A 15,781-nucleotide genomic window follows, 5' to 3' on the forward strand; every position below is an offset into this window, starting at 1 on the left:
TTGTCTCTTCCTTGCATGTCAGGGGTTAAAATTCGGTATTAACCGACAACCCCTTATTATGTAGTCGGGCTAGTTGTCGGGTTTGTTTCGGTCTAACCACTTGCTGATGAGATGTACGATCAGATCAGCAAGTGGCTAGACCAAAAACAACAAATGTAACAAAATAAAAAAGGGCGCATATGCTGTACGTAGAAAGGACTTTTTGCTGGGAGTGTGTTGCGCATGGAAAGGAAATTACCTTACTATATGGCGTATCCGACGCCGCTGTTATATGACGATGAAAGGATAGAGAGGCGGGACTTTGAGTACATGAAGAGCATGTACCCGGACACGGCAAAGCGGGCCCTGCCATTTGTGGAAGATGAGTGCGACCGGATGGAATATGAGGGGAGCATGCTCTACGACGAGTACCCGGATAAGCTGCAGCTCCACTTGATGTGCGGACGGATCTATGACAGGATGGCGGAAGGGGAGGAGAACCCGGGCGACTGGCTGCGGGAGCTGATCCAGGTCATGGTGTACCAGGAAGTCTGCAAAAGGCGCTGCGACCACAGAAAATATAAAAGAAAATTTTACTGATCACGGATCGGCGATCCGCCGTCTTGGAGGACGCCGGAGATGGAGATAATGAAAATAAACGAGCAGGAGGGCATCAGGGCTTTTGCGCCTTTGAAGCTCTCCTGCTCTGCTTTTACCGCCGCCGGCGCAGGCGGACTTTGCAGCGGACACAGCAGGGGGCAGGGGCTCCCGGTGACAGCCTGGCGCCCTCCGGCATATAATGAAGTATAATAAAGACAGATGCCGTACCATGCAGACACACCGTGCAGGACCTGGGAAAGATGATGCCGCGCAGGGCCTGCGGAAGATGAACCGTGGACAAAAGCGCCGGAACCATGCTATAATGTGCGAAAGACTATGCGAAACCGCAGTGCGGGGGAGACGCGCTGCATAAGGGGAGACGTACAAGGAGAGAAGGAGAGGAGTATGGATAATATTATTTTTATCGGAATGCCGGCAGCCGGAAAGAGCACGATAGGAGTTGTGGCGGCCAAAAGGCTGGGCTACCGGTTTCTGGATGTAGACCTTCTTATCCAGGAGAAGGAGAAGAAGCTCCTGCACGAGATCATAAAGGAGCGCGGGACGGAAGGGTTCCTGGAGGTGGAAGACCGGATCAATGCCCAGGTGGAGGCGGAGCACAGTATCATCTCGCCCGGAGGGAGCGTGGTCTACTGCAAGAACGCCATGGAACACTATAAAAAGATCGGAAAGATCGTGTATCTCCAGGTGTCCTATGACACGATAAAAAAGAGGATCGGAGACCCCCATGAGAGAGGGGTTGCTCTGCGGGATGGACAGACGCTCCGGGAATTGTATGAGGAGCGCAGGGCTCTTTTTGAAAAATATGCAGATATTACAATTTGCGAAGATGGGTTGACATTGGAAGAAACAATTGGTAAAGTTTTAAAAGTTTTAGAAAAATAATACGTGCCAGACGCATTATATGGTAAAATGTTACAGAAATTTTACGTACTTGTAAAAAATGTTTTACATGTGCGACATATGTGATATAATGGTGAAGGCAGATTTTGCGTTGATGGAAGAAGAATGTCCCGAATAAGGATAAGTCTCCCATGAATTTTGACGCGGGATCAAGAGATAATAAAGAGTATAATCAGATTGAAAATATATAAGAAAGTCGGGCTTCGCCGGTGAGGGCGGAGAATGAGAGTGATCGAGGTGCAGTATGGAACAATATATTATTAAAGGCGGCAATCCGCTTGTCGGTGAAGTGGAGATAGGCGGAGCAAAGAATGCGGCCCTTGCTATTCTTGCGGCGGCAATTATGAGCGATGAAACTGTAATGATCGATAATCTTCCGGATGTAAATGACATCAATGTACTTCTGGACGCCATCGCGGGGATCGGCGCGATGGTGCACAGAGTGGACCGGCATACAGTGAAGATCAACGGAAAAGGCGTGACAAGCGTTGATATCGAGTATGACTATATCAAGAAGATCAGGGCATCCTACTATCTTCTGGGAGCTCTTCTTGGAAAATATAAGCGCGCGGAAGTGGCGCTTCCCGGAGGCTGCAATATCGGCAGCCGTCCCATCGACCAGCATCTCAAAGGGTTCCGGGCCCTGGGAGCGGACGTGGAGATCGAACACGGAAAGATCATTGCCGAGGCTGCAAAGCTGGTAGGAAAGCATATTTATTTTGATGTGGTCAGCGTGGGAGCCACCATCAATGTGATGATGGCAGCCGCTATGGCAGAAGGCCTGACCATCCTGGAAAACGTGGCAAAAGAGCCTCACGTTGTAGACGTTGCCAACTTCCTTAACAGCATGGGAGCCAACATCAGAGGAGCCGGAACGGACGTGATCCGTATCAGAGGCGTACAGAAGCTCCACAGGACAGAGTACTCTGTCATCCCGGATCAGATCGAGGCGGGCACATTTATGTTTGCCGCAGCGGCCACACAGGGGGATGTGACAGTGATGAACGTGATCCCCAAGCATCTGGAAGCCACCACAGCCAAGCTGCTGGAGATCGGATGCGAGGTGGAGGAGTTCGATGACGCGGTGAGAGTAGTCTCCAAGGGCGGACTGAAATGTACGCATGTAAAGACGCTTCCCTACCCGGGATTCCCGACAGATATGCAGCCCCAGATCGGTGTAACCCTGGCTCTGTGTGAGGGGACAAGTATCATCACAGAGAGCATTTTCGAGAACAGGTTCAAATATCTGGACGAACTGGCCCGCATGGGAGCCAACGTGAAGATAGAAGGCAATTCCGCTACCATTGAAGGCGTGGAGAAATTCTCCGGCGCAAGGGTGAGCGCGCCGGATCTGAGAGCAGGCGCAGCCCTGTGTATCGCAGGACTGGCGGCAGAGGGGATCACCATCGTGGATGACATTGTCTACATCCAGAGAGGTTACGAGCGCTTTGAGGAGAAGCTGAGAAGCCTGGGCGCTGTCATCGAGAAGGTATCCACAGAGAAAGAGATCCGCAAGTTCATGCTGAAAGTGAGCTAGAGGACCTGCTGGAAAGAGAACGGGCCGGCAGAGAAAATAGTGCTTGACTTCCGGCAGAAAAGAGTGTAAAGTAGCTACAGTATCTTACGGGATACAGAAATAAAAGAATAAAGAAAATTTCTCTTATTCAGAGCAGTGGAGATACAAAGGATCTGTGAAGCTGCGGCAACCCCGGCAACGGAAGGTGCCAACCTGAGCGAGCGATCGAACAATAAGAGGATTTGTTGTGTGTATAACAGTCCGCTTATTCCTGATAAGCGGACTTCTTTTTTGTCCTGTGGGGAGAGAAAGAGACCGGACAGAGAACTTAGAAAATGGATACCGGCAGGATATAAGATCACGTTCCAACATGCGCAGGAGATGAACAGGAGAAAAGAAAAGGAGAGGACTATGGAAAAAAGATTATTTACATCTGAGTCAGTAACAGAAGGCCATCCGGACAAAATGTGCGATCAGATCTCAGACGCCATCCTGGATGCCCTCATTGAGCAGGATCCCATGAGCCGTGTGGCATGCGAGACATGTACCACCACAGGACTTGTACTTGTTATGGGTGAGATCACCACAAACGCCTATGTGGATATCCAGAAGATCGTCCGTGATACAGTGAGAGAGATCGGATACACAAGAGGAAAATACGGATTTGACGCAGACACATGCGGCGTCATCACTGCTATTGACGAGCAGTCATCCGACATTGCCATGGGCGTTGACAAGGCTCTGGAGGCAAAAGAGCACAAGATGTCCGAGGAAGAGCTGGATGCCATCGGCGCCGGAGACCAGGGCATGATGTTCGGATATGCCACAGACGAGACGCCGGAGATGATGCCCTACTCAGCTGCGCTGGCCCACAAGCTGGCCAGAAAGCTGGCAGAGGTGAGAAAGGATGGAACCCTTCCCTACCTTCGTCCCGACGGAAAGACCCAGGTGACAGTGGAGTATGATGAGAACGGAGTTCCCGCAAGACTGGAGGCAGTGGTTCTTTCTACCCAGCACGATCCGGAAGTGACCCAGGAGCAGATCCACGAGGATATTAAAAAGTATGTGTTTGATGCCGTGATCCCGGAGGGTATGACAGACGGGGAGACCAAATTCTTCATCAACCCCACAGGCCGCTTTGTGATCGGAGGTCCTCATGGGGACAGCGGACTGACAGGCCGCAAGATCATCGTGGACTCCTACGGTGGAATGGCCCGCCACGGCGGCGGCGCTTTCTCCGGAAAGGACTGCACCAAGGTGGACCGCTCAGCTGCCTATGCTGCCCGGTATGTGGCTAAGAATATCGTGGCTGCCGGCATTGCGAAGAAGTGTGAGATCCAGCTTTCCTATGCAATCGGCGTGGCTCACCCCACTTCCATTATGGTGGACACATTCGGGACAGGAAAGATGGAGGATGAGAAGATCGTGGAGATGATCCGCGAGAACTTTGACCTTCGGCCGGCCGGCATCATCAAGATGCTGGATCTGAGAAGGCCCATCTACAAACAGACAGCTGCCTACGGACATTTCGGCCGCACAGATGTGGAGCTTCCCTGGGAGAAGACCGACAAGGCGGAGGAGTTGAAAAAATATCTGTAAGGCTTTTCGAAATATATTTATAAAAAGTTTATAAAATTTTATGAGCGCTTTTTTGGGAAAGCGCTCTTTTTATGTTAAAATGACATCGGAGGTTTATGCTATGAAGTTTAAAACCCGACTGATCATTGCATTTTTTACAGTTATCATGGTGCCTGTGGTGCTGACGTCCCTGTTCATCCTTTTGCTGGGACGATACCAGATCAGCTCCATTGAAAAGACATACGGCCTCACGGGAACCACCGTGGAAGTGCTGACCAACCCGGTACAGGTGCTGGGACAGCTCACCGTGGAGCCCTGCCACGAACTGCGGGCGGAGGCTGTGGCGAATCCGGATAAGCTGGAGGACGCCACCTATCTGAATGAATTTAATGAGATGCTGGCAGACAAGAAGTCCTGCCTTATTGTGCGCAAAGATGACACCATTACCTACATGGGCGGAAAAGTAAATCGAATGGAAAAGGTACTGGAAAAGCTGCCATCCTACGGCAATACAGAGACTACCTCTGAAGCGGGCCTGTATTTTGGGGGGAATGTGCAGATCCTGGTAAAGCAGATTGATTTCCAGTACAGTGACGGGGCCGACGGCAGCGCCTTTATTGTGACAGATGTGGGAGATATGATCCCTGAAATTCGGGAATTTGCTGTGGATGTGCTGATCGTCATCGGTTTGGTGCTGATCTTTACGGCGGCAGTGCTGGTGCTCTGGATCTACCGTGCAGTCATGCAGCCTCTCGGGAGGATGCAGCAGGCCGCCCAGTATATCAAGGAGGGCAATCTGGACTTCGAGATGAAGTGGGAGACAGACGATGAGCTGGGACAGCTGTGCCGTGACTTTGAGGAGATGCGCAGGAGGCTGAAGGCCAACACAGAGGAGAAGCTGGCTTTTGACAAGGAGAACAAGGAGCTCATCAGCAATATCTCCCATGACCTGAAAACGCCGGTGACTACCATCAAGGGCTATGCAGAGGGCATTATGGACGGCGTGGCGGACACGCCGGAGAAGCTGGAGAAATACATCCGCACGATCTACAATAAGGCGGGAGAGATGGACACCCTCATCAATGAGCTGACCTTCTACTCCAAGATCGACACGAATCGCATACCCTACAATTTTGACACCCTCTCGGTGAACAACTATTTTAATGACTGCGCCGAGGATCTGGCTCTGGAGCTGGAGCAGAGGGGCGTGGAGTTTGGCTATTTCAACTATGTGGAGGAGGACGTGCGGGTCATCGCGGACGCGGAGCAGATCAAGAGAGTCATCCATAATATCATCAACAACTCTCTGAAATATATAGATAAGCCAAAGGGAAAGATCAACCTGCGGGTCAAGGACGTGGGCGACTTTGTCCAGGTGGAGCTGGAGGACAACGGCTGCGGCATTGCGGCCAAGGATCTGACCAATATATTCGAGAGATTTTACAGGACGGACGCATCCCGGAACTCATCAAAAGGGGGAAGCGGGATCGGGCTTTCCGTTGTGAAAAAGATCATAGAAGACCACGGGGGGAAAATATGGGCCACCAGCCGGGAAGGCACGGGAACGACCATGTATTTTGTCCTCAGGAAATATCAGGAGGTGCCGGTAAATGAATAAGATACTGATCGTAGAAGACGAAGAAGCTATCGCGGATCTGGAAAAAGACTATCTGGAACTGAGCGGATTTGAGGTGGAAGTGGCCAATGACGGCGAGACGGGGCTTGAGAAGGCCCTGAATGAAGACTTCAACCTTCTCATCCTGGATCTGATGCTGCCCGGGGTGGATGGCTTTGAGATCTGCCGCCAGGTGCGGGACAAGAAAAATACGCCCATTATCATGGTGTCAGCCAAGAAGGACGACATTGACAAGATCCGCGGGCTGGGCCTGGGAGCGGACGACTATATGACAAAGCCCTTCAGCCCCAGCGAGCTTGTGGCCCGCGTGAAGGCGCACCTGGCCCGCTATGAGCGGCTTGTGGGAAGCGCGGCGGAGGCCAACAAGATCATCGAGATCCGCGGGCTTAAGATCGACACCACAGCCCGCCGGGTGTGGGTCAACGGGGAGGAAAAGAATTTTACGACAAAGGAGTTCGATTTGCTGACTTTTCTTGCAAGTCACCCCAATCATGTGTATACTAAAGATGAACTGTTCAGCGAGATCTGGGACATGGAGTCTATCGGAGATATCGCCACTGTCACGGTGCATATCAAGAAGATCCGTGAGAAGATAGAAATGGATACAGCTAATCCACAGTATATTGAGACCATCTGGGGAGTGGGCTACCGGTTCAAGATGTAGGGGATTCATTTGATCTATCAGGCTGTCTGCGCAGCGATACAGTTGTGCGGACAGCCGTTTTATTTTTACAGGAGAGAGAAGGCGGCATGATCACAAGCACGGCAAACCAAAAAGTCAAGAGACTGGTCACTCTGAAAAAGAAGAGAAAGGCCAGAGACGAGGAGCAGATCTTCCTTGCGGAGGGACTGCGCATGTTCCGGGAGGTTCCCGGAGACATGCTGCGGGAGCTCTATGTGTCGGAGGCATTTTACGAAAAAGAGCGGGAGCTGGTGGACAGAAAGGCCGGCGAGGCCGGCGTTTTCCCGGAGGTGCTCTCAGAGCAGGTCTTCTCCCATGTGTCTGACACCCGGACGCCCCAGGGGGTGCTCTGCGTAGTGCGAAGGAGAGAAGAGATGTCCTGTGAGGAGCTGCTGCAGCCGGATCAGGAGGGCCGGAAACCGCTCCTCATGGTCCTGGACAATCTGCAGGACCCGGGCAATCTTGGTACCATCGTCCGCACCGGAGAGGGAGCGGGCGTCACGGGGATCTTCCTGAGCCGGGACTGTGTGGATCTGTACAATCCGAAGACGATCCGCTCCACCATGGGCTCTATCTACAGGATGCCATGCCTGTATGTGGATGACCTCCCGGAACTGCTGAGGGAGATGAAGAAAAAGAAGATACAGACCTACGCCGCTCACCTGGAGGGAAGGACGGACTATGACAGGGAAGACTATACCGGAGGGTGCGCCTTTCTGATCGGAAACGAGGGAAACGGCCTGCGCCGGGAGGTGGCAGAGCTGGCGGATACCTACATCCTCATTCCCATGGAAGGAGAAGTGGAATCTCTGAACGCCGCCATAGCCGCCACAGTGCTCATGTTCGAGGCGGGCAGGCAGAGGAGAAGAAAATAAAAGCAGTATAGCAGAATAGAAGAGAAGGAGGGAGAAGCATGTCACCGATTTACTGGATCATCATCTTTATTGTGCTTCTGATCATTGAGATCGCCACGCTGGGTCTGACCACGGTCTGGTTCGCGGCAGGTGCGCTGGCCGCTTTTCTGGCCGGCATCCTGGGAGCCGGGCTGGCTGTCCAGATCGTGCTGTTCCTGGTGGTGTCCATTGTGCTTCTTGTGCTGACGCGCCCTGTAGCGCTGAAGTATTTCAACAACAAGAGGCAGAGCACCAATGTAGAGAGCATGATCGGCCGCCAGGGCGTGGTCCTGGAGACCATCGACACAATAAAGAGTCAGGGACTGGTGGAGGTGGACGGGGAGACCTGGTCCGCCAGGACAGATGAGCCTGAAGGAGTGATCCCCAAGGACACGGTAGTCTCTGTGGAAGGTGTGCAGGGAGTGAAACTGATCGTAAAGAAAAAGGAGGAACTTTAATATGCTGGGGGCAATTGTTGGAATCATACTTTTAATTTTTGTTGTGTTGATCCTTATTTCCTGTGTGAAGGTGGTGCCGCAGTCAAAGGCGCTGGTAGTCGAGAGACTTGGCGCGTACCAGGCCACATGGGGCGTGGGACTCCACTTTAAGATCCCGTTCATCGAGCGGGTGGCAAGACGTGTGGACTTAAAGGAGCAGGTGGTGGACTTTGCGCCCCAGCCTGTGATCACCAAGGATAACGTCACCATGCGGATCGACACAGTTGTGTTCTACCAGATCACGGACCCGAAGTTGTTCTGTTACGGCGTGGCAAACCCGATCATGGCCATTGAGAATCTGACGGCCACCACGCTGCGAAATATCATCGGCGATCTGGAGCTGGATCAGACGCTGACATCCAGGGAGACCATCAACACAAAGATGCGGGCTACACTGGACGTGGCCACAGATCCCTGGGGCATCAAGGTAAAGCGGGTGGAGCTGAAGAACATCATTCCGCCGGCAGCCATCCAGGATGCCATGGAGAAACAGATGAAGGCAGAGCGTGAGCGCCGTGAGGCCATCCTGCGGGCGGAAGGAGAGAAGAAATCCTCCATCCTTGTGGCAGAAGGTAAAAAAGAGTCTGTCATCCTGGATGCCGAGGCTGCGAAGCAGGCAGCTATCCTCCGGGCGGAGGCTGAGAAGGAGGCCACGATCAGGGAGGCAGAAGGACAGGCGGAGGCCATCCTCAAAGTCCAGCAGGCCAATGCAGACGGTATCCGTTTCCTGAAAGAGGCGGGGGCAGACCAGTCTGTTCTCACCATCAAGAGCCTGGAGGCCTTTGAGAAGGCGGCTGACGGAAAAGCCACCAAGATCATCATTCCTTCCGAGATCCAGGGCATTGCCGGTCTGGTGAAATCCCTGACCGAGGTGGCCGCTGCGGACGAGGAACAGAAATAAAGGTATAAATATACAAAAAACTTGAATAAAGTATACAAAAGTGCTATTATAAAAGCGGTACAACTTATTTTTATGCATATATATGCATTTATATAAGATGTATACATTGATTTCAAGGAAGGATGTATATAAAATGAATTTAAAAGGACGCAGCTTTTTAAAATTACTTGACTTTACACCGGAGGAGATCCTGTATCTTGTGGATCTGGCAGAGGAACTGAAAGCAAAGAGGAAACAGGGGATCAAGGGCGACAGCCTGAAGGGGAAAAATATTGCCCTGATCTTTGAGAAACCCTCCACCAGGACACGGTGTGCCTTCACCATCGGCGCTCAGGATGAGGGAGCTACAGCCACTTACCTGGCAGGAAGTGAGCTCCAGCTGGGCGAGAAGGAGAGCATCGAGGACACGGCCCGGGTGCTGGGACGCATGTTCGACGGCATCGAGTACCGCGGGTTTGAGCAGTCATTTGTGGAGGCCCTGGCCCAGTACAGCGGCGTTCCGGTGTGGAACGGCCTGACAGACCAGTGGCATCCCACCCAGTGCCTGGCTACCTTGCTGACACTGAAAGAAAAGTTCGGCTATGTGAAAGGGCTGAAGGTGGTCTATCTGGGAGATGGGCGCAACAACGTGGCAAACAGCCTTCTGGTAGGATGCAGCAAAGTGGGCGTCAATGTGGCTGTGGCCGCGCCTAAGAGTCTCTGGCCGGATGAGAAGCTGATCGAGACATGCAAAGCCTTTGCTGAGGCGGCCGGCTCCACAGTGGAAGTCTCCGATAAGCTGGACGTTGTGGAGGGTGCAGATATGCTCTACACAGACGTATGGTTCTCCATGGGAGAGGAGAAGAAGGAGCAGGAGCGCACCAAGCTGGCGCTGCCCTATCAGGTCAATGCGGAGCTGATGAAGAAGACAGGCAAGTCCACGACACTGTTCTCCCACTGCCTGCCGGCAAATAAAGGGAAAGAGGTAACCGAGGACGTATTTGAAAGTGAGGCCTCCGTTGTGTTTGACGAGGCGGAGAACCGTCTCCACACTATCAAGGCCATCATGGTGGCAACCCTCGGTGAATAACTGAGATATGATGAAGACTGAGATTTTATCCATGCTCCGGGAGAGCGACGGATATGTGTCCGGACAGCAGATCTGTGAGAAATTCCATGTTTCCAGAACTGCTGTCTGGAAAGTAATAGAACAGCTGAAGGAAGAAGGCTATCAGATAGAGGCAGTCCGCAACAGGGGTTATCGGTTGAGCGAGAGCCCTGATATACTGTCACAGGCGGAGATCGCAAGCAGGATCTCCACAGAGTGGGCAGGGCGGAATGTCTCTTATTTTCACGAGACGGACTCCACCAACACCCAGGCCAAGAAGCTGGGGGAGGAGGGTGCCCCCGCCGGGACCCTGGCAGTGGCGGACAGGCAGAACGCCGGGAAAGGGCGCCGGGGACGAAGCTGGGAGTCTCCCCCGGGAAGGGACATATACATGTCCCTTCTGCTGCGGCCGGATATCCGGCCCTCCGACGCGCCCATGCTGACGCTGGTCATGGCCCAGAGCGTGGCGGAGGCCCTGCGGGACCAGACAGGTATCGACGCCCGCATCAAGTGGCCCAACGACATTGTGGCCGGAGGGAAAAAGCTCTGTGGCATCCTGACGGAGATGAGCGCGGAGATAGACTATATCAACTACGTGGTCATCGGCGTTGGGATCAATGTGAACCAGCCCTCCTTCCCGGAGGAGATCGCGGACCGGGCCACCTCCCTTATGCTGGAGGCGGGCCGCACCTTTCTGCGGGCGCCCCTCATAGCCGCGGTGATGGAGCGGTTTGAGGAGAACTGCCGCCTCTTCCTGGAGACGAGAGATCTGTCCGGGATCCAGGCTGCCTACAATGATCTGCTGGTGAATGTGGGGGAGAAGGTGCGGGTCCTGGAGCCGGGACATGAGTACAGCGCCCTCTCTTCGGGCATCAATAAAAAAGGAGAGCTTCTCGTACAGAAGGAGGACGGCGCCACGGAGGCTGTCTTTGCAGGGGAAGTCTCTGTGAGAGGAATTTATGGATATGTATAATGGAAAGGTCGTGCTCTGCGGAGCCAATTCATATGAAGAAAAATATTATCTGAACCCTGACTTTGAGCAGCTGCCGGATCACGTGAAGGACGAGCTGAAGATCATGTGCGTCCTCTATGTGCATGACGTGGGAGGCATTCTGACTCTCGTGTACGAGGAGGACGGGGAACTGTGCTTTGAGGTGACCTCCGCCGAGGGAGATGCCATGTTCGACGAGATCGGCAGCAGGCTGAAGATCAAACAGATCCAGCAGGAGAAGGAGGAACTGCTCCGGTCCCTGCAGCTGTATTACCGGGTGTTCTTTATGGGAGAGGACCTGGACCTGTAAGCAGGCAATAAGAGCAGCCCCATCAGGGGCGTAAGGAGGAGATAAGACAGATGCTTCTTGCAATCGATGTGGGAAATACAAACTTTACAATGGGACTTTTCCGGGAGGAGGAGCTGCTGGCAAAATTCCGCATGACGACAAAACTGCCCCGCACATCTGACGAGTACGGGATCGCCATCCGGGAACTGATCCGCAACCAGGGGGAAGATCCGGCTGAGGTGGACGATATTATCATCGCGTCTGTTGTGCCGGACATCATGCACTCCCTGACGAGCTGCATCATCAAATATTTTGACCGGAAACCCATCATTGTGTCGGCGGGGATCAAGACCGGCATCCGGGTGGCCACAGAAAATCCCAGGCAGACCGGAGCGGACCGTATCGTGGACGCGGTGGCTGCCTACTATCTCTACGGCGGACCGGTGATCGTGGTGGATTTCGGGACAGCCACCACCTACGATCTGGTGGAGCCCGACGGGACTTTTGCCGTGGGCGTCACAGCGCCCGGTATCCGCACATCCGCCAGGGCCCTCTGGGGAGATGCCGCCATGCTGCCGGAGATCGAGATCCGCAAGCCGGAGACCATCCTGGCCAGGGAGACTGTGTCCAGCATGCAGGCTGGCCTTGTCTACGGTTACATCGGCCAGACAGAGTATATCATCAGCCAGATGAAAAAGGAGTCCGGCTACACGGATGCGAAGGTGGTAGCCACAGGCGGACTGGGCAATATCCTTGCCGCCGCCACGGAGAGCATCGATATCTACGATCCCATCCTGACGCTGGAGGGACTGCGGCTCATCTACGAGAGAAACCGTTTCCGGAGCAGAAGGCCGGATGGGAGAAAGGACGCATAGGAGAATGGGAGACAGAAGAGAACTGAAGATAGGAGATCTGACGATCCGGCACCCCTATGTGCTGGCACCGATGGCAGGCGTGACCGACCTGCCATTTCGTCTGCTGTGCAAAGAGCAGGGAGCGGGCCTTCTGTGCATGGAGATGGTCAGCGCCAAGGCCCTGCAGTACAAGAACAAAAATACGAAAGCCCTGCTCTCCATCCACCCGGAGGAGTATCCGGTGTCCCTGCAGCTTTTCGGCTCTGAGCCGGATGTGATCAGCGAGCAGGCCAAAGTCTTAGAGGAGCTGCCCTTCCAGATCCTGGACATCAACATGGGCTGCCCGGTGCCCAAGGTGGTGAAGAACGGGGAGGGCTCCGCCCTGATGAAGCAGCCCCGGCTTGTCCACGAGATCGTGTCCCGGACAGTGAAAGCGACCCGGAAACCGGTGACCGTCAAGATCCGGAAGGGATTTGACGACACCTGCGTCAACGCGGTGGAGATTGCCAGGATCATCGAGGACGCGGGGGCCGCTGCAGTGGCAGTCCACGGGCGGACAAGAGAGCAGTACTATTCCGGAAAAGCGGACTGGGACATCATCCGGCAGGTGAAAGAGGCGGTGCGCATCCCGGTCATCGGGAACGGGGACGTGACCTGCGTGGAGGATGCCCTGCGGATGATGGAGCAGACCGGCTGTGACGGCGTTATGATCGGCCGGGGAGCCCGAGGCAATCCGTGGATCTTCCGGGAGCTGAAATGCTACGACGAGACAGGACGGATCCCGCCCCGCCCTGAGATCGGGGAGATCCGGGAGATGATGCTGCGCCATGCCCGTCTCCAGGTAAAGTACAAGGGCGAATATTCCGGTATCCGGGAGATGCGGGGGCATGTGTCCTGGTATACAAGAGGGCTGAGAGGATCGGCCCGGCTGCGGGAGGAGATCAACAAGGTGGAGACATACCAGGAGCTTGAGGAGCTGCTGCAGGAAAAACTGATGTAGGAACAAAATTCCAGGCATAAAAGGTAAAAGAACAGGAAATCACAATCAGGTGATGATCCTGTTCTTTTTTTCGTTTCTTATGTATATATTAAGTATACGGTTAAGGGGAAAAATGTATTGACATTGAAAAAGACGTTATGTATAATATTGAAATTGTGAAAGTGGACTTAAACAGGAGGAAACTTCTGTAAAATAGACAGAATGCAAGCAGTAAGAGGAGAGGATTGAAATGGAAGAAAAGAAGACAATTCTGACTTATGAAGGCCTGAAAAAGCTGGAGGAAGAGCTCGAGAATCTGAAAGTGGTGAAGAGAAAAGAAGTAGCCGGAAAGATCAAAGAGGCGAGAGAGCAGGGAGACCTGTCTGAGAACGCAGAGTACGACGCAGCCAAAGATGAGCAGCGCGACATTGAGGCCCGGATCGAGGAACTGGAGAAGATCCTCAAGAATGCGGAAGTCGTTGTGGAGGACGAGGTGAACCTTGACAAGATCAGTATCGGCTGTACCGTGACTGTCTATGACGAAGAATTTGAGGAGGAGATGGAGTTCCGGATCGTAGGATCCACAGAGGCAAACAGTCTCCAGGGCAAGATCTCCAACGAGTCCCCGGTGGGACAGGCGCTGCTGGGCCACGAGGTGGGCGATAGCGTGACTGTGGAGACACAGGCAGGAGAACTGGTATACAAGGTTCTCAAGATAGAGAGATCCGTCTAAATCTATTTAGATCTATTTAGTTAGAAGATCCAGCCAGATCTGATTTAGACAGGAGAACAGTACAAGATACAAAAAACAAGAAAAGAAGAAGGAGTGAATAAAGTGACCAGGCAGCAGAACAATGTACAGGAACAGGATGTGAACCAGCTCAGAAAGGTGCGCCGCGAAAAACTGGCGGAGCTCCAGACAAACGGGAAAGACCCGTTTAAGATTACAAAATACGATGTGACATGCCATGCGGCTGACATCAAAGATCATTATGAGGAGATGGAAGGGAAACACGTGTCCGTGGCCGGCCGTGTCATGCAGAAGCGCGTGATGGGCAAGGCTTCTTTCTGTAATGTTCTGGATCAGAGCGGAAATATTCAGTCCTATGTGGCCAGAGACGGGATCGGCGAGGAAGCCTACAAAGAGTTCAAGAAACTGGACATCGGTGACATCGTGGGCATTGAAGGCGAAGTCTTCAAGACAAAGACAGGAGAGATCTCCATCCACGCTTCCGCAGTGAAGCTCCTCTCCAAGAGCCTGCAGATCCTGCCGGAGAAATTCCACGGCCTGACAAATACAGACACCCGCTACCGCCAGAGGTATGTGGACCTTATTATGAACCCGGAAGTGCGGGATACTTTTATCAAGAGATCCCACATTATCAGCGCCATCCGCAGATACCTGGACAGCCAGGGATTCCTTGAGGTGGAGACTCCCATGCTGGTGAGCAACGCAGGCGGCGCGGCAGCAAGACCCTTTGAGACTCACTTCAATGCTCTGGGAGAGGACTTCAAGCTGCGCATTTCCCTGGAGCTTTACCTGAAGAGGCTGATCGTGGGCGGACTGGAGAAAGTTTACGAGATCGGCCGCGTGTTCAGAAACGAGGGACTGGACACGAGACACAATCCGGAGTTCACTCTGATGGAGCTGTACCAGGCTTACACAGACTACAACGGCATGATGGACCTCACGGAGAACCTGTACCGCCATGTGGCACAGGAAGTGCTGGGAACCACCACCATCACCTACAACGGGGTGGAGATGGATCTCGGAAAGCCTTTTGAGAGAATTACCATGGTAGACGCCGTGAAGAAATACGCAGGCGTTGACTGGAACGAAGTAAAGACGACAGAGGACGCTAAAAAGCTGGCGGACGAGCATCACGTTGAATACGAGGAGCGCCACAAGAAGGGCGATATCCTGAGCCTCTTCTTCGAGGAGTTCGCGGAGAAGCATCTGATCCAGCCGACCTTTGTCACAGACCACCCCATCGAGATCTCACCTCTCACAAAGAAAAAGCCGGATGATCCGGAGTATGTGGAGCGTTTTGAGTTCTTTATGAACGGCTGGGAGATGGCGAACGCCTACTCTGAGCTGAACGATCCCATTGACCAGAGAGAGCGCTTCAAAGACCAGGAAGAGCAGCTGGCACAGGGCAACGACGAGGCAAACACCACAGACGAGGATTTCCTGAATGCCCTGGAGATCGGTATGCCGCCTACAGGCGGAATCGGCTTCGGTATCGACAGAATGTGCATGCTTCTGACAGATTCCGCAGCTATCCGCGATGTGCTCCTGTTCCCGACCATGAAGTCACAGGGGGCAGCAAAGAACGCCGCAAACAACGAGGCGCAGTCCGTTGCGCCGGCACAGACAG

At 53.4% G+C, this 15,781-nt stretch carries 17 protein-coding genes and 1 riboswitch; all 17 genes read left to right on the forward strand.

From position 1 onward, the window contains the following. Positions 1-222: 222 nt before the first annotated feature. Positions 223-579, forward strand: a complete 357-nt coding sequence (locus tag Q5911_RS14075) for a hypothetical protein (protein ID WP_076780072.1) — start codon at positions 223-225, stop codon at positions 577-579. Between the two features lie 39 nt (positions 580-618). Then, the gene (locus tag Q5911_RS14080; RefSeq protein ID WP_303183724.1) at positions 619-789 is read left to right on the forward strand and encodes a hypothetical protein; all 171 of its coding nucleotides are present in this window, start codon (positions 619-621) and stop codon (positions 787-789) included. Positions 790-984: 195 nt separating this feature from the next. Continuing rightward, complete coding sequence (locus Q5911_RS14085; protein WP_076780084.1) at positions 985-1,482, forward strand: shikimate kinase; 498 nt, start codon at positions 985-987, stop codon at positions 1,480-1,482. 262 nt (positions 1,483-1,744) lie between these two features. Then, positions 1,745-3,037, forward strand: coding sequence for a UDP-N-acetylglucosamine 1-carboxyvinyltransferase (locus tag Q5911_RS14090; protein ID WP_076780086.1), 1,293 nt, complete (start codon positions 1,745-1,747; stop codon positions 3,035-3,037). Between the two features lie 120 nt (positions 3,038-3,157). Then, a riboswitch (SAM riboswitch) is annotated at positions 3,158-3,255 on the forward strand. A gap of 172 nt (positions 3,256-3,427) precedes the next feature. Beyond that, on the forward strand, positions 3,428-4,615 hold the full coding sequence (gene metK / locus Q5911_RS14095; RefSeq protein WP_226395459.1) for a methionine adenosyltransferase: 1,188 nt from the start codon (positions 3,428-3,430) through the stop codon (positions 4,613-4,615). A gap of 100 nt (positions 4,616-4,715) precedes the next feature. Then, on the forward strand, positions 4,716-6,212 hold the full coding sequence (locus Q5911_RS14100; protein ID WP_303183728.1) for a sensor histidine kinase: 1,497 nt from the start codon (positions 4,716-4,718) through the stop codon (positions 6,210-6,212). Further along, entirely contained in the window at positions 6,205-6,894 is a 690-nt protein-coding gene (locus tag Q5911_RS14105) for a response regulator transcription factor (protein WP_033125950.1), read from the forward strand. The genes Q5911_RS14100 and Q5911_RS14105 overlap by 8 nt, the downstream gene beginning before the upstream one ends. Before the next feature lie 86 nt (positions 6,895-6,980). Beyond that, positions 6,981-7,787, forward strand: a complete 807-nt coding sequence (locus Q5911_RS14110; protein ID WP_076780090.1) for a TrmH family RNA methyltransferase — start codon at positions 6,981-6,983, stop codon at positions 7,785-7,787. Positions 7,788-7,825: 38 nt separating this feature from the next. Continuing rightward, positions 7,826-8,263 (forward strand): NfeD family protein, encoded by a 438-nt coding sequence (locus tag Q5911_RS14115; RefSeq protein WP_076780092.1) that lies wholly within the window; start codon positions 7,826-7,828, stop codon positions 8,261-8,263. A gap of 1 nt (position 8,264) precedes the next feature. Next, positions 8,265-9,203 carry an SPFH domain-containing protein gene (locus Q5911_RS14120; protein WP_076780094.1) on the forward strand — a complete coding sequence of 313 codons (939 nt, stop codon included), beginning with the start codon at positions 8,265-8,267 and terminating at the stop codon, positions 9,201-9,203. 133 nt (positions 9,204-9,336) lie between these two features. Continuing rightward, positions 9,337-10,272 (forward strand): ornithine carbamoyltransferase, encoded by a 936-nt coding sequence (gene argF, locus Q5911_RS14125; protein WP_303183733.1) that lies wholly within the window; start codon positions 9,337-9,339, stop codon positions 10,270-10,272. A 10-nt stretch (positions 10,273-10,282) separates the two neighbouring features. After that, entirely contained in the window at positions 10,283-11,263 is a 981-nt protein-coding gene (locus tag Q5911_RS14130; protein WP_303183739.1) for a biotin--[acetyl-CoA-carboxylase] ligase, read from the forward strand. After that, on the forward strand, positions 11,256-11,591 hold the full coding sequence (locus Q5911_RS14135; RefSeq protein WP_076780098.1) for a DUF6145 family protein: 336 nt from the start codon (positions 11,256-11,258) through the stop codon (positions 11,589-11,591). The genes Q5911_RS14130 and Q5911_RS14135 overlap by 8 nt, the downstream gene beginning before the upstream one ends. Before the next feature lie 50 nt (positions 11,592-11,641). Continuing rightward, positions 11,642-12,445, forward strand: coding sequence for a type III pantothenate kinase (locus tag Q5911_RS14140; RefSeq protein WP_076780100.1), 804 nt, complete (start codon positions 11,642-11,644; stop codon positions 12,443-12,445). 4 nt (positions 12,446-12,449) lie between these two features. Then, the gene (gene dusB, locus Q5911_RS14145) at positions 12,450-13,424 is read left to right on the forward strand and encodes a tRNA dihydrouridine synthase DusB (RefSeq protein WP_303183736.1); all 975 of its coding nucleotides are present in this window, start codon (positions 12,450-12,452) and stop codon (positions 13,422-13,424) included. A gap of 229 nt (positions 13,425-13,653) precedes the next feature. Next, entirely contained in the window at positions 13,654-14,136 is a 483-nt protein-coding gene (gene greA / locus Q5911_RS14150) for a transcription elongation factor GreA (RefSeq protein WP_076780104.1), read from the forward strand. A 102-nt stretch (positions 14,137-14,238) separates the two neighbouring features. Further along, on the forward strand, positions 14,239-15,781 hold a 1,543-nt coding region (gene lysS, locus Q5911_RS14155; protein WP_303183738.1), incomplete at its 3' end, for a lysine--tRNA ligase.

Origin of the sequence: Lachnoclostridium phocaeense (assembly GCF_959599685.1) — a bacterium.
Taxonomy (GTDB): domain Bacteria; phylum Bacillota; class Clostridia; order Lachnospirales; family Lachnospiraceae; genus Claveliimonas; species Claveliimonas monacensis.